The sequence below is a fragment of the Pseudomonas sp. MDT1-16 genome, assembly GCF_054898115.1.
In genome coordinates this window covers 3,403,788-3,419,106 of record NZ_CM142717.1, presented here as the reverse complement: position 1 = coordinate 3,419,106, position 15,319 = coordinate 3,403,788, and the positions used below count along the sequence as shown (strand labels likewise).

General features: G+C 61.2%; 11 protein-coding genes. 1 reads left to right on the top strand and 10 read right to left on the bottom strand.

Features of this window, described 5'->3' with window-relative positions; all coding sequences use genetic code 11:
• Positions 1 to 75 precede the first annotated feature (75 nt).
• The 10 genes from ACYZT3_RS15580 to glgA form a co-directional block, all read right to left on the bottom strand.
• Positions 76 to 735 (bottom strand): glycosyltransferase family 2 protein, encoded by a 660-nt coding sequence (locus tag ACYZT3_RS15580; protein WP_282378280.1) that lies wholly within the window; start codon positions 733 to 735, stop codon positions 76 to 78.
• Positions 732 to 1,331 (bottom strand): SAM-dependent methyltransferase, encoded by a 600-nt coding sequence (locus tag ACYZT3_RS15575; protein WP_462030236.1) that lies wholly within the window; start codon positions 1,329 to 1,331, stop codon positions 732 to 734. Before ACYZT3_RS15575 ends, ACYZT3_RS15580 begins: the two co-directional genes overlap by 4 nt.
• A complete protein-coding gene (locus ACYZT3_RS15570; protein ID WP_282378284.1) occupies positions 1,328 to 2,086 on the bottom strand; it encodes a PIG-L deacetylase family protein in 759 nt (252 codons plus the stop codon). Before ACYZT3_RS15570 ends, ACYZT3_RS15575 begins: the two co-directional genes overlap by 4 nt.
• Complete coding sequence (locus ACYZT3_RS15565) at positions 2,083 to 3,069, bottom strand: acyl-CoA dehydrogenase family protein (protein WP_462030235.1); 987 nt, start codon at positions 3,067 to 3,069, stop codon at positions 2,083 to 2,085. The genes ACYZT3_RS15570 and ACYZT3_RS15565 overlap by 4 nt, the downstream gene beginning before the upstream one ends.
• A 1-nt stretch (position 3,070) precedes the next feature.
• On the bottom strand, positions 3,071 to 5,230 hold the full coding sequence (gene glgX, locus ACYZT3_RS15560) for a glycogen debranching protein GlgX (protein ID WP_282378289.1): 2,160 nt from the start codon (positions 5,228 to 5,230) through the stop codon (positions 3,071 to 3,073).
• Positions 5,231 to 5,344: 114 nt separating this feature from the next.
• Positions 5,345 to 5,665 carry a DUF2934 domain-containing protein gene (locus ACYZT3_RS15555; protein ID WP_282378291.1) on the bottom strand — a complete coding sequence of 107 codons (321 nt, stop codon included), beginning with the start codon at positions 5,663 to 5,665 and terminating at the stop codon, positions 5,345 to 5,347.
• A 21-nt stretch (positions 5,666 to 5,686) separates the two neighbouring features.
• On the bottom strand, positions 5,687 to 8,473 hold the full coding sequence (locus tag ACYZT3_RS15550; RefSeq protein ID WP_462030234.1) for a malto-oligosyltrehalose synthase: 2,787 nt from the start codon (positions 8,471 to 8,473) through the stop codon (positions 5,687 to 5,689).
• Positions 8,470 to 10,548: a 4-alpha-glucanotransferase gene (gene malQ / locus ACYZT3_RS15545; RefSeq protein WP_462030233.1), complete on the bottom strand. Its 2,079-nt coding sequence runs from the start codon at positions 10,546 to 10,548 to the stop codon at positions 8,470 to 8,472. Before malQ ends, ACYZT3_RS15550 begins: the two co-directional genes overlap by 4 nt.
• Positions 10,541 to 12,340, bottom strand: coding sequence for a malto-oligosyltrehalose trehalohydrolase (gene treZ, locus ACYZT3_RS15540; RefSeq protein ID WP_282378297.1), 1,800 nt, complete (start codon positions 12,338 to 12,340; stop codon positions 10,541 to 10,543). The genes malQ and treZ overlap by 8 nt, the downstream gene beginning before the upstream one ends.
• 13 nt (positions 12,341 to 12,353) lie before the next feature.
• A complete protein-coding gene (gene glgA, locus ACYZT3_RS15535) occupies positions 12,354 to 13,940 on the bottom strand; it encodes a glycogen synthase GlgA (RefSeq protein WP_282378300.1) in 1,587 nt (528 codons plus the stop codon).
• Positions 13,941 to 14,502: 562 nt separating this feature from the next.
• Here glgA and ACYZT3_RS15530 point away from each other — a divergent pair.
• Positions 14,503 to 15,315, top strand: a complete 813-nt coding sequence (locus ACYZT3_RS15530; RefSeq protein ID WP_462030232.1) for a crotonase/enoyl-CoA hydratase family protein — start codon at positions 14,503 to 14,505, stop codon at positions 15,313 to 15,315.
• The last annotated feature ends 4 nt before the right edge of the window (positions 15,316 to 15,319 follow it).

Below are 15,319 nucleotides of genomic sequence, written 5' to 3'. Positions count from 1 at the left end.
ACCCTGGATTGCCGCGAGCAGAGTATTGCTCATGTAGGGCTATTCGTCGCCTCGATGTTCCATCCAGTACGTTTTCTATCCGACCTGCACCCTGTCTCGCAGGAAATCGCCAAATCCCCCCCGAGCACGACTGTCCAGTCGGGCACTGGTGAGCACCTGTGGACGTTGGCTCCAGGCAATCTTCGCCCCGCAGCGTTCGAGTTGCCGCACCAGTTGCACATCTTCGTCGCTGGCCAGCGGTTCGAAGCCACCGGCACGCCGGTAAGCGTCAGCGCTAATCCCCAGATTGGCACCGTGAATATGCCGATGACCTTCTCGTGCCTGATAGTGCTGGTGATAGCGAGTTTGCGCCGACTCATCGAATGACGCGTGCCACGCATCCACCGTGACCGTGCCACACACCGCGTCGGCGCCGAGGGCCAATTGAGCCACCAGCCAGTCATGGGCAACCCGGCTGTCCGCATCGGAGCAGGAAATCCAGCGCACCCCTCGATCCAGTAGAAACCGCGCACCGGCGGCGCGGGCCTGGCCGACGTTACGCGCCTCGATCTTGAGGCTGTGCACCGGATAGCTGCCGACAATCTCTGATGAGCGATCGGTGCAACTGTCGAGTACCACCAGCACTTCGACCGTTTCACCGTTCAGCAACTCATGTTGCGCTGCGAGCAGAGCGGCTTGCAGACACTCTTCGAGCAAGTCTTCTTCGTTATGCGCCGGGATCAAAATGCCAATCATCGCAAGCCCTCCAGAGCGGCCACGGAGCGCGGTTCCCGGCTCCAGAGTTCCAACAGGAAATCGGACTCCTGATGCAGGACCAAGCGCGGCCAGTACAACTGTTCATGGAGTAAGTCATGGACCTGCCGGGCATTGAGCGGGCAGCCATCGATCGGTGGGCGCCAGTGGCAGGCCAGGAGTTGGCCGTCGGCGGTCAGTGACCGGGTGGCGTATTCGATCAGGCACTTGAGGTCTTCGGCGTTTAGGTAATAGCCGACTTCGCTGAGCACGATCAGGTCGAACTGTTCGTTTGGCCAATCTCCCGGCACGCGGCTTTGGCGGACTTCGGCGTGGTCGAACAGGCTCAGCCGCGTCCGAGCCAGCGCCACGGCGGCGGCTGCGGTATCGCAACACAACAGGCGATCGCAGCGCGTGGCCAGATCAGCGCTCAACTCCCCGTTGGCGCAACCCGGCTCGAAGATCGCGCGGTAATGCGGCCGGGGCAACGCGGCCAACGTTATGGCGCGTTTGCGCTGTTCGTACCAGCGCTGACGGAAAGCCCAGGGGTCGTCGTTGCCGGCGAACAAACCGTCGAAATAGCGATCCTCGACGCTCATAGAAACACCACTTCAAACGGTTGCAGTAACCGGTCCAAAACATAGGGCGCCAGCACCGGTGGCAAGCCGATGTGCGGGTCGCCCTCCAGTTGGCTGGCGAAGGCATGAATGGCGTGCCGTTTGCGCGCCACCAGCGCTGGGGCCAACAGAATCTTCCGCGCCCGGTGCCAAGGCACGAAACTGTCTTCGGGGGTCGCCCAGTGCCAGGTCCAGACGGGCAGTTCATGCAGCATCGCACCCACCCGTTTTGCCGCCTCGGCACTGGCACGCCCCACAGCCTCGTGATCACAATGGCCGTCTTCGCGCCACGTGGTGAAGACCACATCGTTGGGCCGCAGATGACGTTCGATGAACTCGCACAACTCGACTTCCCGTGCCGCCACCTGACTGTCGGCAAAACCACCGCGCAGCCATTTCAGGCTGTGCAGCGGCAGGCCGAGTCGACGCAGAGCCTGGGCCGACTCCTGCGGACGGACCACGCTCAAGCGTTCCACCGGCCAGCGCTCGGAACCGGGATGGCTGGCGCTGCCATCGGTGACGGAGATCAGTTGCAGCGGCCGACCAGCCGCGGCGAGTAACTGCAGGAAGCCGCCGCACCCCAGCACTTCGTCGTCCGGGTGGGGGGCGATGATCACTGCACGCGAGCCTTGCGGTACCAGTGTCAGGATGTCAGTCACTGGCAACTGCGCCAGATGGTGTGAGGTTTGCCATAAATGCAGAGGCGTTCCCTGGCCGACGATGGGGTTGGTTTTCATAACATCCATGTCTCCGTCAGAACCTGCTGCCCAAGCGCGGTGAGATCCCGTTCGGCATGGCTTTGACGCAGGAATACCGGCAGGTCGGCGATCAGTCGGGCGAACTGTCGGTCCTTGCAATAGGGGCCGGCTCCGAGCGCGCGGCCGACATGCCGGATGACCTGTTCGGCGGACTGTTCAACCACCGCGCGGGCGCGGCGGGCCAAACGTTCGGCGTCGCCCAGGGGGGCGGCGTCGATGGTCAGTGCGCTGGTCCGCAACACTTGGGCGGCGGCATGCAACGCGCTGTCGACCGCGCCCAGGTGAGCGAGGGCGTGGGGTTCTTCACTGCGTGCGCAGTGACGGCGCAGGCGCTCGGCGATGCTCTGCGCTGCGCCGTACCAGCAAGCGGCAATACCGATCCCGCCTTGCCAGAAGCCTGGCCGTTGCAGGTAGTCGCCAGGGTTGCCAATGGCTCGCGCTTCAGCGCCTTCAAACAGCACCTCGACGCTGGCGGTGGCGCTCATGCCCACGGCTTGCCAGCCCTGATCAGTGAACGTCACGCCGGGTTGGTCCAGCGCCACCGCGACCAGTTGTTGTCGGTCGTGTTCATCCCACGCCGTGAGCAAGGCGTGACTCAACACCGCAGCACCCGAACACCAGGCTTTGCGCCCATTCAACGCCACCCTCTGACCCTGACTGACCCGCACTCGCGCTTGCGGTGGTTCTGCCGCCCACATGCCCCACGTACTGGAAGGCGTCGGCGAACCGCCGAGTTGCTGGATGATCGCCAAGGCGTCGGTATGGCCCTCGTACAACTTGCACAACCCCAGATCATGACCCCCGACCTCGGCCAGACGCTGAAATCGCTCCAGTGTCTGGCCACCACCGGGCATCGGAAGCTGATCGAGACCCGCCTTCACCAGCGCGCGCAGGCACCGGCCTAAGGCTTGAGTGTCGGCGTAATCCGCTGGCTGACGCTGGAGAAATCCCTGAAGGTCCATTTCACTCTTCTTCCTCACGCTGCAATTCGAACAGCAGCAGCGAACGGCCGGTGACCGAATACTCGTGACCGAACTCGAAGCGTTCCTGGCCCCGAATCGACGGTTGATTGGTGTCGATCATGCAGGTCCAGAAACCGCCGTCGGGTACTTCTGGCAGAAGGAAATTGACGATGTCGTGATGCGCGTTTACCACCAGCAGCAGGGTGGCGTCGGCGCCCTTGCGGCGGATACCGGTTTCCTGGGCGCGGCCATCGAGCAGCATGCCGAGGCAGCGGCCATGGCCTTCCTCCCATTGCTCTATGGACATTTCGCTGCCATCCGGCGCGAGCCAGGTGACGTCCTTGACGCCGATGTCCTCGTTGTAATTGCCCACCAGGAACCGCCCGCGACGCAGGATCGGGTAAGCCAGGCGTAACTTGATCAGGCGCTTAACGAACTTGAGCAGGGACTTGCCGTCTTCGCTCAGGTCCCAGTTGACCCAACCGATTTCGCTGTCCTGGCAATAGGCGTTGTTGTTGCCCTCCTGGGTACGGGCGAATTCGTCGCCGGCCACCAGCATCGGCGTGCCTTGGGACAGCAGCAGCGTGGCGAAGAAGTTGCGCATCTGCCGCTGACGCAGCTCATTGATCTCGGGATCGTCGGTCGGGCCTTCGACGCCGTGGTTCCAGGACAGGTTGTTGTTGCTGCCGTCCTGATTGTCCTCGTCGTTCGCTTCGTTGTGTTTGTCGTTGTACGACACCAGGTCGTTAAGGGTGAAACCGTCGTGGGCGGTGATGAAGTTGACCGAGGCATACGGCCGCCGACCCCGCTGATTGAACATCTCGCCGGAAGCGGTCATGCGACTGGCGAAGTCCGCCAGTTGGCCGTCGTCGCCTTTCCAGAACGCACGCACGGTGTCACGGAATTTGTCATTCCACTCAACCCAGCCCGGCGGAAAGTTACCGACCTGATAACCACCAGGGCCGCAATCCCAGGCTTCTGCAATCATCTTCACCTGGCGCAGCACCGGGTCCTGGCGGCAGGCGACGAGGAAGCTGTGACGTTCGTCAAAGCCATCGTGGTAGCGCCCGAGAATGGTCGCCAGGTCGAAGCGGAAACCGTCCACGTGCATTTCCGAAGCCCAGTAGCGCAGGGAATCGGTGACCATTTGCAGCACGCACGGGTGACTCAGGTCCAGGGTGTTGCCGGTGCCGGAATCGTTGATGTAGAAGCGCTTGTCGTCGGGCATCAAGCGGTAATAGGAGGCGTTGTCGATGCCGCGCATGGACAGGGTCGGGCCTTGCTCATTGCCCTCGGCGGTGTGGTTGTAGACCACGTCGAGGATCACTTCAAGATTGGCTTCGTGCAGGTGCGCGACCATCTCCTTGAACTCGGCGATCTTGCCGCTGGCCAGGTAGCGCGGGTCGGGGGCGAAGAACGCGATGCTGTTGTAGCCCCAGTAATTGGTCATGCCTTTGTGCAACAGATGCTGGTCGTTGACGAAGGCATGAATCGGCAGCAGTTCCACCGTCGACACGCCGAGCTTGCGGATGTGTTCCAGCACGTCATCGACCATCAACCCGGCGAAGGTGCCACGCACATTCTCGGGGACGGAAGGGTGACGCATGCTGATGCCGCGTACGTGAGTTTCATAAATGATCGTCTTGTCCCACGGCACGCTGACCCGATGGTCGTGGCCCCAGGTGTGGGCCGGGTCGATCACCTTGCACTTGGGTACAAACGGGGCGCTGTCGCGTTCATCGAAACTGAGGTCGGCGTCGGGGTGGCCGATGGTGTAGCCGAACAACGCTTCGGACCATTTCAACTGGCCAACCAATTGTTTGGCGTAGGGGTCAATCAGCAGTTTGTTGTGGTTGAAGCGATGACCGTTGACCGGGTCGTACGCGCCGTAGACACGGTAGCCGTAGATCATCCCGGGATGGGCGTCGGGCAGGTAGCCGTGGTAGATCTCGTCGGTGTATTCCGGCAGTTCGATACGTTCCAGTTCGACCTCGCCGGCATCATCGAAGATGCACAGCTCGACCTTGGTGGCGTTGGCGGAAAACAAGGCAAAGTTGACCCCTAGGCCATCCCAGTTCGCGCCCAGCGGGAAGGGCAAGCCTTCACGGATTCGCGAGGCCTCGACGTGAGGTTCTGGCGCGGCTATTTTTGGACTGGTCATAGGTGCTCCTGCAAAGGGGGGACAGTTCTTGGCTCTGGTTTTTTTTGAGGGCGAGCGAGCCCTCGGTGGCGAGCGGGCTCACCACGAATTCAATCGGGTCAACGGTGAAAGGCGTCAGACAGCGGGCGGTTTACGCGCTGCTCGAGGCTTTTTTTCGGTGGCTTTTCCGCCCGGCGGGATCACCTTCGATGCCGCGGCGGCTTTGGTTTTGGCTTTTGGCTCGGCAGCCTTGCCATTGCTGGATTTGTTGGCTGGGGCCTTGGCGCCGGCGGTTTTGCTGCCAGCGGCTTTTGGCGCCTTGCTCGGTGCCAGGGCTTCGGCTTCAGCCAGTTTGCGGGCCATCTCCCAGTGGCGGGCTTCGTGACCCTCGGGTTTTCCTTCCGATTCCCAGATCTGATAGGCAAATTCGCGGATGCGTTTATCGTCGGTACTCATCGCAATGCTCCTGAACTGAACTCAAGTTGGGGTGGTTTGGATAAAAAGATTGATCGGGAAATCCCCCAGCGCGGCGCTGATGTCCAGCTCCCTGTGGGGTGTGACTGCCACGCTGGAAAAAAGTCCCTTCAAACTTTCATTAGGGGTGGTGAATGGTAATTTGACCCGTGTATCGCCCCACAGCGGCGCGTCAATCCGTGGTTCGGCACTGTTTTTCAGCCATTCGGCGCAGCGTATCGGTACGATCACGATGGCTCGTTTTCCTTGCAGCGAGCGAGCAAATGCCAGCACCCGATGAGCCTGGCTGCCGACGACTTCAAGGGCTTGATACGTCCCTCGCCGAAACAGCTCGGTGTGCTCGAGCCGCAGGTTTAACGTACGAGCGATCAGGGTTTGCTTGATGCGCCCGTCCCGCCAGTCAGTCAGCAGCTCAGACAATTCCCACGGCGCCCGCATGGACTGCTGACGGCTGGCGTAATCCACCGGCCGGCGGTTGTCCGGATCGACCAGCGAAAAGTCCCAGTACTCGGCCCCCTGATAAAGGTCCGGCACCCCCGGCACGGTCATGCGCAGCAAGGTTTGCGCCAATCCATTGAGTGCGCCGGGGACGGCGATGCTTTTGGCCGCTTTGCATAGGGCCGCGCGCAACAGTTCGCCTTCAGGGCTCAGCAATAGTCGCTGCAAGAATTGCTGAACCGCTTGTTCGTAAGCCTCGTTCGGCGCGCTCCAGCTGCTTTGCAACTTGGCTTCGCGCAAGGCTTTCTGTTGCCACTGCCACACACGTTGAGTGTAGTGCTCAAGCGCTGCTTGATCGTCACTGCGCAAATCGAGCGGCCAACTGCCGAGGATCGCTTGATAGAGGATCAACTCATCACCCGTCGTCGGCATTTGGTCGTCGTCGCGCAGAGGCCGGGCGAGGGCCTGCCAGAGCGGTACTTGCTCGGCGTACCAGGCACTGCGCTCGCTCAATACCGCCAGGCGCGCACGGGTGTCTTCACCGCGTTTGTGGTCGTGGGTCGCAGTGGTCAGCAAATTATCGGGAAATGCTTCGAGGCGATTGGCGCAAGCCGCATGGAAATCGGCCACCGGCGCGCTGAACTGCTCGGTGCTGAACCCCACGTCATTGCGCGACAGCAACGTCGCTGAGCGATAGAGCGCGGTGTCTTCCACGGCCTTCGCCGCCGCCGGCGACGTCAGTTGCTGAAAACGTACACAGGCATGCTTGAGCATCTTGCGCGGCCCGCCCAACGGACGTTTGCGCCATGATTCGCCACCCAGCCAGGTGGCCAGGCAATCGAGCACCGGCCAATCGGCCTCGCTGAGGGTAAGCCTGGCACCGTCCATGGCCTGCTGGAAAAACACATCGTCTTCAGGCGAGCGGCCACGGGGGCTGATATAGGTGCGGTACACCGGGAAATGCACGATCAGTTCCTGCAACGCCCGACGAATCGCACCGAGGGTCAGGTCGCGCGTCATCAGGTCATCACGGGCCACTTGCAACAGGGCCTGGGCGACGCTTTCGAAATCTCCGGCAAGGGAGCCGTTGAGGATCTGCTGGCGGGCCAGTTGCGCTTCCTGACGGAAATCGGCGGGCCGTTCGCTGTATCGATTCCACAGTTCGCCCAAGGTGTGGGCACCTTCGGGAGCATGTTGCAGCAGCGACAACTGATTCATGAACTCGTAACCCGTGGTGCCATCCACCGACCAGTCACGGTGCAGGGTTTCGCCTTCGCCGAGGATCTTCTCGACGTAGATCGGCAGGTGCCGATCCGGCGACAGGCTGTCGACCCGCCGCCGCAGTTTGCGGCAGTAACCCCGAGGGTCAGCGAGGCCGTCGATGTGGTCGATGCGCAGACCGTCGACCAAACCATCGGCCACCAGTTCGAAGATTTTCGCGTGAGTGGCTTCGAACACGGCGGGGCGTTCGACGCGCAGGCCGCCCAGTTCGTTGATATCGAAGAAACGCCGCCAGTTGATGTCATCAGCCGCTGTGCGCCAACTGGCCAGGCGATAGCTTTGGTGTTCAAGCAACACGTGCAGACGGTGGAAACCGTCGGCGGTGAGCGAGTCGTAAGCGCTGAGGTTTTGCTGGATGGCTTGCAGCATCGCCGGATCACTGGCCAGTTCACGCAGCTCTGCTTTCAGCGGTATCGCCAGACTATGGGCGTCGGTCTGGTAGCTCAGGGTGCTGAAACGGTCTGCCAACGATTTGAGCGCTTCGGCGGTCAGTGGGTCATCGGTCCTGAGCAATTCACCGTAATGGGTCGGGCAGATCGGGAAGTGATGCTCATAGTGCTCGACATAAAACGCGCCCTTCTGCGCATCGAAGCGCAAGGGCAGGGTGCCGTCTTGCAAGGCGATGCCGTAGTCGCTGCCGAGGAAGGGCAAGAGCAACTGGCCTGTCATCAACGGATCGGGCGAATGCCACTGGATATCGAAGAACTCGCCGTAGGGGCTCAGACGTCCCCATTCCAGCAAATCCTGCCACCAGGGATTGTCGCCACCGCCGACGGCCATGTGGTTGGAGACGATGTCGAGGATCAGCCCCATGTTCTGTTCGCGCAATGCACTGACCAAACGCCGCAACGCCGCTTCGCCGCCCAGCTCCGGGTTGACGGTGGTCGGGTCGACGACGTCGTAGCCGTGCATGGAACCGGCGCGGGCGCTCAGCAGTGGCGACGCGTAGACATGGCTGATGCCGAGGCTGGCGAAATACGGCACCAGCGGCACCGCATCGTCCAGCGTGAAGCCTTTATGAAATTGCAGCCGCTGCGTCGCCCGCAGCGGTTGGATAACCGTTTGATTCATTGGTCACGCTCGGCCGCCTGAAGTCGCGCACAGGCGAGCAGTTCCAGGCGTCGGGCGGCGTCCGGGTCGTCGAGCAAGGCTTCGCTGTTGCCGGGCAAACGTCGGGACCAGTTGGGGTGCGTGTCGGTGGTGCCGGGCAAATTGGCCTGCTGTTCGATGCCCAAGGCATCTTCCAGCGGCAGCAACACCAGCGGCGCTCGGGTATGACCGAGGAAACGTATCGCGGCGTCGAGCACCTGATCGGTTTCATGGGACTCTTCGCGAAAATTTTGCGGATCCTCGCTCAACACCCGACGCAGGCCTTCGCGCTCACGTTCGCGGTGGTGGCGCCATTCGATTTCAGCCGGGGCGTCGACCAGACCCAGTCGGGCGGTCCAGTCGATATCGCGGCCATGCCACCAGCCATTGAGCGTCGGCAGGTCATGGGTGCTGGTGGTCGCGAGGGCGTTGTCCGGCCAGTCGAGAATCGTTTTGAAGTGCGCGTTGTTCTGTTCGAACAGCAGCACGCGCATGCCAAGGATCGAACGCGCGACAAGCTTTTCTCGCAGACCATCCGCCACGGTGCCGAGGTCTTCACCGAGGACGATGGCCTGATGACGATGGGACTCGAGGGTCAGCAAACGCAGCAGGTCGTCCACCGGGTAATAGAGGTAGGCGCCGTCGGCGGGTGACGCGCCATTGGGAATCACCCACAGCCGTTGCAGGCCCATGACGTGATCAATGCGCAGGCCACCGGCGTGGGCGAAGTTGGCCCGGAGCATTTCAATGAATGCGCGAAAGCCGTTGCGTACCAGGCCTTCGGGCGAGAACGCGGAAATCCCCCAGCCCTGACCCGTGCGGTTGAGGATGTCCGGGGGTGCCCCCACGGTCAGCGAGACGAGCAATTCGTCCTGGCGACTCCAGGCCTGGCTGCCACCGCCATCGGCACCGACGGCCAGATCGGCAATCAGACCAATGCTCATGCCGCTGCTGCGAGCGGCGGTTTGTGCGCGCTCCAGGCAGCGCGTGATCAACCATTGGCAGAAGGCAAAGAAGCCGATGCGTGCGGCGTACTCTTCGGCGAATTCGGCCAGGGCAGCGCTGCGCGGGTCTTGCCATTGCTCGGGCCACTGCCGCCAGTCGAGGTTTTCGCCCTTGGCGGCGCGGGCCTCCTGAACGGCTTCGAAGCGACAGTGGTTTTCCAGGGCTTCGCCAGCAGCATGGCGGAAGCTGCTGAAGTCCTCATGCAACGGGTGTTCGCCCTGGACAAACCCTTCGTACAACGCCTGTAACAGTCGATGTTTGGCTTCGGCCGCCACCGGCCAATCAATCAACGGCGATGCTTCGAGGTGCTGGAGTTCTGCCGCCAGGCCAGTTGCATCAATCGCGGTCCGCAACGCTCGTTCGCCCAGGATGGCGCCCGGTGCGGCGTAAAGGCTGTTGAGAAACAAACGGCTGGACGGCGAATAAGGGCTGTAACGCTGGGTGTCATTGCTGAACATCGCATGCAACGGACTGATCGCCAACGCTTCGGCACCGCGTTCGCCGGCCACACGGGCCAGGTCTTCCAGCGCCTGGGTATCGCCGAACCCACCATCGCCGGTGCGACGCAGTGAGTACAGCTGCACGCTCAGGCCCCAGGCACGCGGGATCGGACTGTCGACGGCATCGCCGACGCTGTAGCAGCGCGTCGGCGCGACGGCCAAGGTAAATGATTGTCCATCAATGTTGACGTGCTGATAACCGACCGGGACCAGGCCGGGCAGAATCGCCTCGGCATCCAGTTTTAGGTTGAGCCGCGAGCCATCTTCAAGGTGGATCTCGCACGGTGTTTCAGGCTCAAAGTAATGCGCCAGGCTGAGGCCGACGCCGAAATCTGCGGTGAGTAGCGGCGGTAGATGCCGGGTCTGTTGCACCTGTTGCAGTTCCAGCAGGCTGACGTCGATTTCCTGGGCGGTGCCGGCCGGGTGGCCGAGTCCGGTAAGGACGTTGCGTAACACTGATGGAGCGACTTTCTGTGGGCGGCCATTGGCGTCGATCCAGTCGACAGCCAGGCCAGCTCGGCTGGCCAGTATTTCCAGTTGCGCATCACTCATTGGCGCTCTCCATCCGGGGTAGCATAGGGGCCGCGGCCGTGAGGCTGACTAGCGCGCAATACGGAGCAAGGGTGCCCTGATCCAGCAGGTCGGCGGACTTCGAGGGATGTTCATACAACAACGAAGCACCGGCCTGTGGGGAATGGACCACAGGCTTGTCGCTGAGGTTCAGGTCAATGCGCAGCTCACTGCCGTTGCCCAGTCGCCACCGTGCAGTCACAGCACCCTCGGCCAGTACCTCGGCACCCAAGGCCTGAGCACCGGGCAGATAGGGGACGATTTGCTCATGGCGAATCCGCAGCAGGTGGTGATACAGGTCTTGCATGGGCGATTGTCGAGTGGCTGTCAGTTTGGGCCGGGACGCTTCAAAGGTCTGTTGCGCGTTCGGATCGGGGATCTGTTCGCGTTTATGAGGGTCGGTAAAGGCGCTGAACGCGGCAAACTCGTTACGTCGCCCCTCGCGCACCAACTCCGCCAGTTCACCGTGATGGCTGGTGAAGAACAGGAACGGTTGCTCGGCGGCGAACTCGTCGCCCATGAACATGAGCGGGATCATCGGTGACAACAGCAGCAATGCCGTGGCTGCCTTTAGCGCGTCGGGGTTGGCCAGTTGGTGCAGTCGTTCGCCAAATGCGCGATTGCCGATCTGGTCGTGATTTTGCAGAAACAACACGAAAGCACTGGGCGGCAAATGACCGCTGGGCTCGCCACGGGTTGTACCGTGACGGGTCACGTGGCCCTGAAACACAAAGCCCTGGCTCAGGCATCGCGCCAGTTGCTCAGTGGGGTTTTGCGCATAGTCGGCGTAATAGGCGTCGGTTTCGCCGGTCAGCAGCACGTGCAAGGCATTGTGGCCGTCATCGTTCCACTGCGCGTCGAACCCTTCTTGCAGCAAGCTGGCCTGGTTGTGTTCGTTCTCGACCGTCAGCCACACATGCCGCGCCGGATCGGTCTGCTGCCGGATCCGCTGCGCCAGTTCCTGAAGAAAGTCCGGGTCTTCGATGGCGTGCACCGCATCCAGGCGCAAACCGTCGAAGCGGTACTCCAGCAACCACATCAACGCATTGTCGATGAAGAAGTCCCGCACCTCGCGCCGCCGGAAGTCGATCGCCGCACCCCAAGGCGTGTGCTTGTCTTCGCGGAAGAAGCCCTTGGCGTAGCGATGCAGGTAGTTGCCGTCCGGGCCGAAGTGGTTGTAGACCACGTCGAGAATCACCGCCAGGCCATGGCCGTGGGCGGTGTCGATCAGGTGTTTGAGTTGTTCGGGAGTGCCGTATGAGGCTTGGGGGGCGTAGGGCAGAACCCCGTCGTAACCCCAATTGCGATCACCGGGGAACTGCGCCAGCGGCATCAATTCGATTGCGCTGATGCCCAGCTCCGCGAGGCGCGCCAGGTGCTGCTCGACGTCACTGAAGCCGCCGAGCGCACCGACGTGCAATTCGTAGATCACCGCCTCATTCCACGGCCGACCGAGCCAGTCGCTGTGTTGCCATTGATAAGCAAGTGGATCGACCACCACGCTGTGGCGATCGATATCGCCGGCCTGCGCGCGTGAGGCCGGGTCGGGCACCGCAAGCTCCCCATCGATGTTGTAGCGGTAACGCGTGCCGGCGGGGCAGCGGGTCTTGATCACGAACCAGCCATCGGCCTGAGGCACTAGCGGCAAGGATGGTCCATCTTCCAGTTCGACACTGACGTAAAACGCATCTGGCGCCCACAAGGCAAAACGCGTGTGTTCTGCGTCCAGCATGATTGCGCCGTGGGGCCAGGTCTCAAGGGTCCGTAACGGCATCTATGAAAACCTCTTAATGTTTGCTCGATTTACCCAATGCCTTAGTGACTAGCTTTTCATAGAGTTCGGCGTACGGTTCGACTGCTTTGCACCAGTTGAAAGGCGCCGCCATGGCGCGGCAACGCATGGCGTTGAGCAGGTCGGGGAAGGCAAACACCTTGAAGGCCCGGCTCAGGGCTTCCTGATAGCTCTCGGCCGTCGATTCGTCGAACAGGAAACCGGTCACGCCGTTTTCAATGGTGTCGGCCAAACCGCCGGTGTTGCGTGCTACCGGCAACGAACCGAAACGCTGGGCGTACATTTGGCTCAAGCCGCAAGGCTCGTAACGCGAAGGCATCAGCAGGAAGTCACTGCCGGCGAACATGCGACGGGCGTCGGTTTCGTTGAAACCGATGCGCACGCTGATCTGGCCTGGAAAGCGCAGGGCCAGTTCACGCATGGCTTGTTCTTCTTCCGGCTCGCCACGACCGATGATTGCGATCTGCCCGCCAGATTTGACGATGTAGTCGGAGACAGCTTCGGTCAGGTCCAGGCCCTTCTGATACACCAGTCGCGACACCACGGCGAACAACGGACCTTCGCTATCGTCCAGACCAAACAGCTCACGAACGTGGGCAGCGTTGACCGCTTTGCCATCCCAGTCGCCGATGCTGAACGGGCGAAACAGGTGCGTGTCGGTGGCCGCGTCCCAACTCTCATCGATGCCATTGGGAATACCACTGAGCAGACCTTGCTGGGTCTTGGCGGCGAGAAAACCGTCGAGACCGCAGCCGAAGGCCGGGGTGGTGATTTCCTGGGCATAGGTGGCGCTGACGGTGGTGATGTGGCTCGAATAGGCCATGCCGGCCTTGAGAAATGACATCTTGCCGTAGAACTCCATGCCTTCCTGTTGCAAGGCATGCATGGGAATACCCAGTTCCGGGCAGGACCCAAGACTGGTCACGCCCTGATAGGCGAGGTTATGAATCGTGAACAGCGTCGGCGTGCGTTGTCCACGCCAGTGCATGTAAGCGGGCGCCAGACCGGCAGGCCAGTCATGGGCGTGTACCAGGTCCGGGCACCAGTGAATTTGTGCAAGATTGGCGGCAATGTCGGCGGCCGCCAGACCCAGGCGGGCGAAACGAATGTGGTTGTCCGGCCAGTCGCGGCCGTTGTTGGCACCGTAAGGCGAACCTTCGCGCTCGTAAAGTTCGGGGCAGATCAACACGTAAATCACCAGACCGTCGGGCATGTCCATGCGCCCGATCTTGCAGGGGGGCAACGCGGCGTGACCACCGAGCTCACCAATGATATGAATCGGGTTTTCGCTGTTCAGCACTTCCGGGTAACCGGGAATCAGCACACGCACATCATGCAGATGCGCCATGGCTCGCGGTAGCGCGGCGGAAACGTCGCCCAGACCACCGGTTTTCACCAGGTCGGCGATCTCCGAGGTGACGAACAGCACTTTCTTCTTGTTGGGGTTCTGACTGGCCACTGGTGACAGCGTCCTGGTGCCTGGGACGCTGACCGATTGGTGACTTGGCGCGCTCACAGTGCTCGTTTCGCCGACCTGCTGATGAGCACATTCTCCCTGAATATCTAAAGCCGCACTGATCATATGAATCTCCCGTGTTGTTGATCTAATTCTTAGGTCTGGCACAAACGGTATTTCGTGGCCAATTCCTGTGGCCGGGCGCAAACGCGCTACGCATCGGAGAGCAAGCGCTGCCAATGCGTTGAAACAGAATGGCTGGAGTAGACGCTGCAAGGATTGCACCAGTCGCAACGCACCTACCTTTAACCTGACTCGTCACGAGCGGCAAAAGTTTCGACTTTTTTCCGCTTTGTGACCCGCCGGTTTCGCCCCGCGGAAGTGAGTCTAGGCCAGAACTTAGAGCGGGGGAGGCCGGATGGCAAAATTGTTCGACAATCGGTTTAAAGAGGTACGGACGTACCGTTTGGAGGGTGAAACGCACCGACGAAGGGCCTGTTTTTTTTCGATTCAGCCTCAAGAAATATCCAGAACGTCACATAAATGTGCGAAACGCGGCGATGCTTGCGCACTGGTATGGTGCGCAACTGGCAAGTCCCGTTTTTGGCCGAACCGCTACCTTACGGCCGGCCTGGATGCCTTGTTATAGTTCGGGCCTCATTTTCTGCCCGGTAAAAGGATCACTGCCATGTCTCAGTACACCGCGTTCACCGTCGAACTGGCCGATAAAGTCGCCCATGTGCAGATCAACCGGCCGGAAAAAATCAATTCGATGAATGCCGCGTTCTGGAGCGAGATCATCGAGATTTTCCAGTGGGTCGACGACACTGACGAAGTTCGGGTGGTGGTCCTCAGTGGTGCGGGCAAGCATTTTTCTTCCGGCATCGACCTGATGATGCTGGCCGGCGTGGCCAATGAACTGGGCAAAGACGTGGGTCGCAACGCGCGCCTGCTGCGCCGGAAGATCCTCGCCCTTCAAGCGTCTTTCAATGCGGTCGACCATTGCCGCAAACCTGTTCTGGCGGCGATTCAGAGTTATTGCCTGGGCGGCGCCATCGACCTTGTTGCTGCTTGCGACATGCGTTACGCCGCCGAAGACGCGCAGTTTTCGATCAAGGAAATAGACATCGGCATGGCGGCCGACGTTGGCACTCTGCAACGCTTGCCGCGGATCATCGGTGACGGCATGCTGCGTGAGCTGGCTTACACTGGTCGCACTTTCGGAGCCGAAGAAGCGCGTGGTATGGGCTTGGTCAATCGCGTTTACAGCGACACGGCCAGCCTGCTAGAAGGTGTCATGGGCATTGCCCGCGAGATCGCTAGCAAGTCACCGATTGCGATCGCCGGCACCAAAGAGATGATCAGCTACATGCGCGACCATCGCATCGACGACGGCCTCGAATACGTCGCCACCTGGAACGCCGCCATGCTGCAATCCACTGATCTGCGCGTGGCCATGGCCGCCCATATGAGCAAACAGAAACCCGAATTTCTGGATTGATTAA

Excerpts from the sequence above, each read along its gene's own strand:
- glgX (WP_282378289.1), bottom strand. The coding sequence starts at position 5,230 with ATGACCAGTCCAAAAATAGCCGCGCCAGAACCTCACGTCGAGGCCTCG.
- malQ (WP_462030233.1), bottom strand. The coding sequence starts at position 10,548 with ATGAGTGATGCGCAACTGGAAATACTGGCCAGCCGAGCTGGCCTGGCT.
- ACYZT3_RS15580 (WP_282378280.1), bottom strand. The coding sequence starts at position 735 with ATGATTGGCATTTTGATCCCGGCGCATAACGAAGAAGACTTGCTCGAA.
- ACYZT3_RS15575 (WP_462030236.1), bottom strand. The coding sequence starts at position 1,331 with ATGAGCGTCGAGGATCGCTATTTCGACGGTTTGTTCGCCGGCAACGAC.
- ACYZT3_RS15550 (WP_462030234.1), bottom strand. The coding sequence starts at position 8,473 with ATGAATCAAACGGTTATCCAACCGCTGCGGGCGACGCAGCGGCTGCAA.
- ACYZT3_RS15570 (WP_282378284.1), bottom strand. The coding sequence starts at position 2,086 with ATGAAAACCAACCCCATCGTCGGCCAGGGAACGCCTCTGCATTTATGG.
- ACYZT3_RS15565 (WP_462030235.1), bottom strand. The coding sequence starts at position 3,069 with ATGGACCTTCAGGGATTTCTCCAGCGTCAGCCAGCGGATTACGCCGAC.
- ACYZT3_RS15530 (WP_462030232.1), top strand. The coding sequence starts at position 14,503 with ATGTCTCAGTACACCGCGTTCACCGTCGAACTGGCCGATAAAGTCGCC.
- glgA (WP_282378300.1), bottom strand. The coding sequence starts at position 13,940 with ATGATCAGTGCGGCTTTAGATATTCAGGGAGAATGTGCTCATCAGCAG.
- treZ (WP_282378297.1), bottom strand. The coding sequence starts at position 12,340 with ATGCCGTTACGGACCCTTGAGACCTGGCCCCACGGCGCAATCATGCTG.
- ACYZT3_RS15555 (WP_282378291.1), bottom strand. The coding sequence starts at position 5,665 with ATGAGTACCGACGATAAACGCATCCGCGAATTTGCCTATCAGATCTGG.